At 61.5% G+C, this 4,425-nt stretch carries 5 protein-coding genes; 1 reads left to right on the top strand and 4 read right to left on the bottom strand.

The window, feature by feature from the left end:
• Positions 1–84: 84 nt before the first annotated feature.
• From AC58NV_RS23395 to tnpA, 4 genes are read right to left on the bottom strand one after another with little or no spacing between them, the layout of a single operon-like run.
• On the bottom strand, positions 85–687 hold the full coding sequence (locus AC58NV_RS23395) for a plasmid pRiA4b ORF-3 family protein (RefSeq protein ID WP_497229287.1): 603 nt from the start codon (positions 685–687) through the stop codon (positions 85–87).
• Complete coding sequence (tnpC, locus tag AC58NV_RS23400; RefSeq protein ID WP_497229288.1) at positions 684–2,309, bottom strand: IS66 family transposase; 1,626 nt, start codon at positions 2,307–2,309, stop codon at positions 684–686. The genes AC58NV_RS23395 and tnpC overlap by 4 nt, the downstream gene beginning before the upstream one ends.
• Positions 2,233–2,706 (bottom strand): IS66 family insertion sequence element accessory protein TnpB, encoded by a 474-nt coding sequence (gene tnpB, locus AC58NV_RS23405; RefSeq protein ID WP_497229289.1) that lies wholly within the window; start codon positions 2,704–2,706, stop codon positions 2,233–2,235. The genes tnpC and tnpB overlap by 77 nt, the downstream gene beginning before the upstream one ends.
• Positions 2,703–3,104: an IS66-like element accessory protein TnpA gene (gene tnpA / locus AC58NV_RS23410; RefSeq protein ID WP_497229290.1), complete on the bottom strand. Its 402-nt coding sequence runs from the start codon at positions 3,102–3,104 to the stop codon at positions 2,703–2,705. Before tnpA ends, tnpB begins: the two co-directional genes overlap by 4 nt.
• Positions 3,105–3,317: 213 nt before the next feature.
• On the opposite strand from tnpA, the gene AC58NV_RS23415 reads away from it, so the two are divergent.
• On the top strand, positions 3,318–4,425 hold a 1,108-nt coding region (locus AC58NV_RS23415; RefSeq protein ID WP_497229291.1), incomplete at its 3' end, for a Fic family protein.

Genomic DNA, 4,425 nt, shown 5'->3' on the forward strand with positions numbered 1-4,425 from the left:
ATGGCCACGAACAGGCGGATTTTACCCTCACCTGTACGAACTTCCGCGTAACCATCAGGCGTAGATCACGGACGTGGGCAGTTCTCAGGTCGTGCCCTTGGGGGTTTTGGGTTTGCGGGGCCGCGGAGCCCATTTCTTTGCAAGCTGGTTAAGCCGCTCGACTATCCTGTCGGTCTTGGCATCTTCAGGATCAAACGCGCCACCCGACCAGCGGATCATGTCCTCGTGTTGCTCGTGGCCGGGATCGGCGAGGGCTTCGAGGAACTCTTCGTAGCCCCAGGCGCCGCCGACGTCCTCTGGCGGACAGGCGCCGGTGGCCTTGAGAAGCCGTGGGTAGAGCACGCCGGGGGTGGCATCGTTGACCCGCTCGACCCGGATGCTGTGGTCCCAGTCGTCGCCGAAGTCATAGATATACTGGACCGTCCTGACACCGGTCCCCTCGAGCACCTTCTCCAGCGTCGTTTTCTTTGCGGGCAACGGGCCATCATAGAACCCATCCGGATCTGGTATGCCCCAGCCAGCATCGCCGGCACGGAACTCATAGAGATGGGTATCGCTCCAGCCCATAGCTGCCTGCATAACCTCATGCAGCCGGTCGAGCCTGATCTTCAGCGGCACCTCGATATGGCGCATAGGCAGAGGATCGACGTCGTTCAGGATGATCCGCAGGCGGGCGATCAGGGTCATGCAGCTATCCTTTTCTCGGTCGGGGACCAGTTCCACGGCAATAGATCCGGCACACAGGATGCCGTCGTGCCGGGCAGCCGGGCAAGGACATCGGCCAGCCAGGCTTGGGGGTCCGCATTGTTCATCCTGGCAGTGACGATCAGGGAATACATGAACGCGGCGCGGTCGCCGCCGCGCTCCGACCCGGCGAAGAGCCAAGACTTCCGGCCGAGTGCAACGCCCCGCAGGGCCCGTTCGACCGCATTGTTCGTCAGGCAAATACGGCCATCATCAAGGAAGCGGCTGAAGGCCGCCCATCGATCCTTGGTGAACATGTAGCTGATCGCCTTGGCGACCGGGTTATGCTTCGACATCCTGTCGCGCTCCGTGCGCATCCAGTCGTGCAATGCCTCGACCAGAGGGCGGGACAGCCGTTGCCGGGTGGCGTGCCGCTCTTCGGCGGGCAGGCCATTGATGCCGCGCTCGATGTCGAAGATCGCGTCGATCCGGGCCACCGCCTCCAGCGCCACGGGCGAGATGTCATGGGCAGGCTTGCCCCTGCGGATTATTCCTTTGATGTCGGCGAGCTCGAAGAATTTGCGCCGGGCATGGCTCCAGCACAGCGCACTGCTGACTGGCGCCGGATCGCGTCCGGCGCCGTAGAGGTCGTTGTAGCCGCCATAGGCATCGGCTTGCAGGATGCCCTGCCACCCGGCGAGGTGCCGGTTCGGGTTGGCCATTCCGCGGTCACGGGAGAAGTGAAACAGAGCGGCAGGTGGAGCGCCGCCGCCAAAGGGGCGGTCATCCCTGACATAGGTCCAGAGCCGGGCAGTTTTTGTCCCGCCCTTTGCCAGCAGCGGCACCGTCGTATCATCGCCGTGCAAGCGTTTTGCCTCAAGGACATGGGTCCGGATCAGCGCATGAAGGGACGCGAGTGCAACGGTGCATGCCCCAACCTGATCGGCAATCGTCGAAAGGCTGAGATCAACGCCTTCCTTTGCGTAGCGCTCAGCCTGACGGTTCAAAGGCTGATGCTGTCCGAACTTCTCGAACAGGATCATCGCCAGCAGGTTTGGACCGGCCCAGCCACGGGGCGTGGGGTGGAAGGGCGCCGGCGGCTGGCTGATCTTCTCGCAAGCCCGGCAGGTGAACTTCTCACGGACCGTCTGGATCACTTTCCATTGCCGCGGGATCACCTCCAGCGTCTCGGTAATGTCCTCCCCCATCTTCACGATGCGATCTGAGCCGCAGCAGGAACAGGCCGTGGGGGCCTCGACCACCACACGTTCACGCGGCAGATGGTTCGGAAAGGGCTTGCGTGCCGGGCGGCGGCGTTCGAAGCCGGCCACGGCTGCGGTCTTCGTCAGCCTCATTGCCGCGATCTCATCCTCGGCAGCCGCAGTTTCGAGCTCCTCGAGCTGCATCTCCATCTGGTCGATCAAACGGGTACGCCGTTCCGAGCTGTGGCCATATTGTTCGCGCCGGAGTTTGGCGATCTCGAGCCGGAGATGCTTGATCATCGCCTCGGAGGTCGAGACCGCCGCCCGGGCCTGCGCAAGCTCAGTCTCAGCAGCCTCGGCACGTGCTTCCGATGCCGCAAGTGCGGCGCGCAATCTGGCAATCTCGGAAGCGGCATCTGACATGGCCGAGACCTACCACGCGCGCACCGAAAAACCTATGAAAATAAGGTCTCTGAAGCCAATTTATCCTGCCTTTGCAGGGCGTTGTGTCCAACGCGGATTGCGCCAGTCGATCCCCTCCAGCAGGTATCCGAGCTGGGCAGCGGAGATCTGCACCGCTGGCCGGCCAGATGAACTTCCCCGCTTCCAGCCGTTTGGTATAGAGCGACATGCCGACGCCATCGTGCCAAAGCAGTTTGACCAGGTCGCCCTTGCGCCCCCGGAAGCAGAAGATCTCACCCGCATGCGGGTCGCGCCCGAGACCCTGCTGAACAGTCAGAGCCAGGGTGTTCATGCCGCGCCGCATGTCGGTCACTCCGCCCGCGATCCAAACGCGTACCCCCGCCGGGAAGGCGATCATCGCCCCTCCAGCACCGGAAGAAGCCGGGCCAGCATCTCGGGGTCCACTGTAGAGGGGACAAGGAGTCGGCGCTCGCTCCTCAGCACGATCTCGAGCTGGACATCGCCGGCTCCAGACTGTGCGACTGGTGTTGGCGCGGGCGTCCCAGGCGAAAGCGTCAACGGGATAAATGCCGGTGAGGTCTCGTCGCCAAGTTCCCCGTCCCGGTATTGCCGCCGCCATGTCGTCAAAAGAGAGCGCGATACACCATGCCGCCGGGCTGTCGCTGCCACCTGGCGATGCCCCACATAGCTTTCCCCCACAATCCGGATTTTGTCGGCATCGTTCCAATGCCGACGGCGCGGCGTATCCGCGGCAGAAAGGACTTCGATCTCAGGTCTGAACTTTTGGTCGGTCATAAGGTCGGACTTATCACCAGCGCCGTGATCTCGTCAGACGGCCTCCGGCGGAGGCGTACTTCGAAAGTGACTTCCCTTAACTTGAGAATGACAAGCCGTGCATCCGCGTCCATATTGCACCGAGCCCAGCTGGATTGCAGTTGATCGATAGCGTTGACCCCTATAGATCAAAATGTGACAATATTTGAGCTATAGAAGGGATCTCTATACCTCATGCCATGGAATTGGAAAATGCCCGGGTGGCCAGGCTTTCGATATGATGCCTCAGCTCTCGAGCTACTGGAACGGCAATTTCTGCTGTCTTCCGGCGAGATACTCGGAGCCGTGTATCATGTCAGCCACTCTGAACGCGAGCAACTCCGCATCGAGCTACTCAGCGATGAGGCAATGCAAACCAGTGCCATCGAAGGCGAGATCCTGGACCGGCTCAGCGTTCAGTCTTCGCTGCGCCGCCACCTGGGGCTGGCACCTGACAGCTACCCGGCAAAGCCGCGGGAGCAAGGTGTCGCCGAGATGATGGTGGACGTCTATTCCAGCTTTGCAGGCCCGCTTTCTCACGAAACACTGTTTCGCTGGCACCATATGCTCCTGTCCCATGACCGCCGTCTTGAAGCCATCAGCGGCTACAGGCGGCACACGGAAGCAATGCAAATCGTCTCCGGCCGCCTTGACCGGCCGACAGTACACTTCGAAGCCCCGCCTTCGGGTCAGGTCCTGCGCGAGATGGAACGCTACGTTGGCTGGTTCAATACCACCGGGCCAAGCGCTCCTGCACCGCTCCCTGCCCTGACCCGGGCCGGGCTGAGCCATCTTTACTTCGAGAGTATTCACCCCTTCGAAGACGGGAACGGCCGTTTGGGCCGCGCCCTGGCCGAAAAATCTTTGGCGCAGAACCTCGGTCAACCAAGCCTCATTGCCCTTGCCTTCACCATAGAAAGGGAAAGGAGAGCCTATTACGACCAGCTCGAAGTGCACCAAAGGACGCTTGATGTGACAGACTGGCTTGTCTGGTTCGCTGAGATCGTGCTGAAGGCTCAGCAGGTCACACTTGACCGGGTCGGTTTCTTCATCGGTAAGGCGCGCTTCTATGACAGGCACCGGCACCATTTGAACGACCGGCAAGCCAAGGCAATCGCGCGGATGTTCAGAGAAGGCCCCGAAGGTTTCAAAGGCGGGCTGAGCGCTGAGAAGTACCTCAAGATCACCGGCACATCGCGGGCGACAGCAACCCGGGATCTGCAGGATCTCGTTGAAAAGGGCGTGCTCAGCCGTACCGGTGAACGCCGTTATACGCGATATTGGTTGAATCTGGACGAAGAGG

It is taken from the genome of Leisingera sp. ANG49, assembly GCF_059694505.1.

What these genes read in the sequence shown, in the direction of transcription:
- AC58NV_RS23395 (WP_497229287.1), bottom strand. Translation starts at nt 687, where the DNA reads ATGACCCTGATCGCCCGCCTGCGGATCATCCTGAACGACGTCGATCCT.
- tnpC (WP_497229288.1), bottom strand. Translation starts at nt 2,309, where the DNA reads ATGTCAGATGCCGCTTCCGAGATTGCCAGATTGCGCGCCGCACTTGCG.
- tnpB (WP_497229289.1), bottom strand. Translation starts at nt 2,706, where the DNA reads ATGATCGCCTTCCCGGCGGGGGTACGCGTTTGGATCGCGGGCGGAGTG.
- tnpA (WP_497229290.1), bottom strand. Translation starts at nt 3,104, where the DNA reads ATGACCGACCAAAAGTTCAGACCTGAGATCGAAGTCCTTTCTGCCGCG.